The following is a 1,300-nucleotide window of genomic DNA, read 5'->3' as shown; positions in this document are numbered from 1 at the left end:
TGCCGCTGCGAAGCGACCCGGCAAACAACCAGTTGGAACGTCCAAGTGCCCACGGCCGAATCTGGTTTTCGACTGCGTTGTTGTCTATGGGTACAGCGCCATCTTCCAGGTAGCGCGTCAGCGCTACCCAGCGTTTAAGGCTGTAATCCAGGGCTTTGGCTGTCGCTGAGCCGTTGGGCACAAGATCGCGCTGGGTCAACATCCAGTCGTGCAGTGCTTTCGCCAAGGGTGCTGCTTTTTCTTGCCGGATTCGCCATCGATCCTCGTCACTCATGTCTCGCGCTTGGCGTTCAACCTCGTACAAGCCGCCAATCGAGTGCAGCGCCTGCTCTGCCAGCTGGCTTTTATTCGCCACGTGCAGATCGAAAAACTTACGGCGGGCGTGGGCCATGCAGCCGATTTCGGTCATGCCCTTCTCGAAGCCTGCTTTGTAGCCAGCAAAGTCATCGCACACCAGCTTGCCGTTCCACGTACCGAGGAAGTTACGCGCATGCTCACCAGCCCGGCTCGGGCTGAAGTCATAAACCACAGCTTTAATTGCCGAGAACGGCGTGGTGCAGTAAGCCCAGACATAAGCACGGTGAGTTTTCTTCTGTCCGGGCGCAAGCATTTGCACCGGCGTCTCGTCGGCATGGACGACTTGCTGTGCCAAGACAGCTTCTCGCAAGGCATCAACCAACGGTTGAAGCTGCACACCGGTCTGCCCAACCCATTGCGCCAGTGTCGAGCGCGGGATCGCTAAACCGGCGCGGCCGAAGATTTTCTCCTGCCGATACAGCGGCAAATGATCAGCGAACTTCGCCACCATCACGTGAGCCAGCAGGCCTGCAGTTGGGATGCCCTTGTCGATCACCTGGGCCGGTACCGGCGCCTGGATCAGTGTTTCGCACTGACGGCAGGCCCACTTTCCACGCACGTGTTGTTCGACGGTGAACACGCCTGGCGTGTAATCCAGCTTCTCGCTGATGTCCTCGCCGATGCGCTGGAGCTGGCAACCGCAGGAGCACTGAGTGCTTTCTGGCTCATGATGAATGACGGTGCGTGGAAACTGTGGCGGCAACGGCGCGCGCTTCGGCTTTTGGCGCGCCTCTGCTGGAACTGGAGCCGGAAGCAGTGCCGTCAGCTCGGCGTCGATAGCCTCAAGATCGATGTTAAGCAGATCGTCGAGCAAGCTGCCTTGCTCAGGACTGATCTGCTCGCTGCGCTTGGCAAACCGGTGCCGCTTGAGGAGTGCGATCTCGTGGGTCAACTGCTCGATGATGGTGTCATCGCGGTGGCTCTTTCTGCCCATGGTGTCGAC

General features: G+C 59.2%; 1 protein-coding gene. It reads right to left on the bottom strand.

The features are described from left to right. On the bottom strand, positions 1 to 1,300 hold a 1,300-nt coding region (locus tag EC915_RS24695; protein ID WP_133753070.1), incomplete at both ends, for an IS66 family transposase.

The sequence above is a fragment of the Pseudomonas sp. LP_7_YM genome (genome assembly GCF_004364435.1).
Classification (GTDB): domain Bacteria; phylum Pseudomonadota; class Gammaproteobacteria; order Pseudomonadales; family Pseudomonadaceae; genus Aquipseudomonas.
This window is presented reverse-complemented; position numbering and strand designations above follow the sequence as displayed.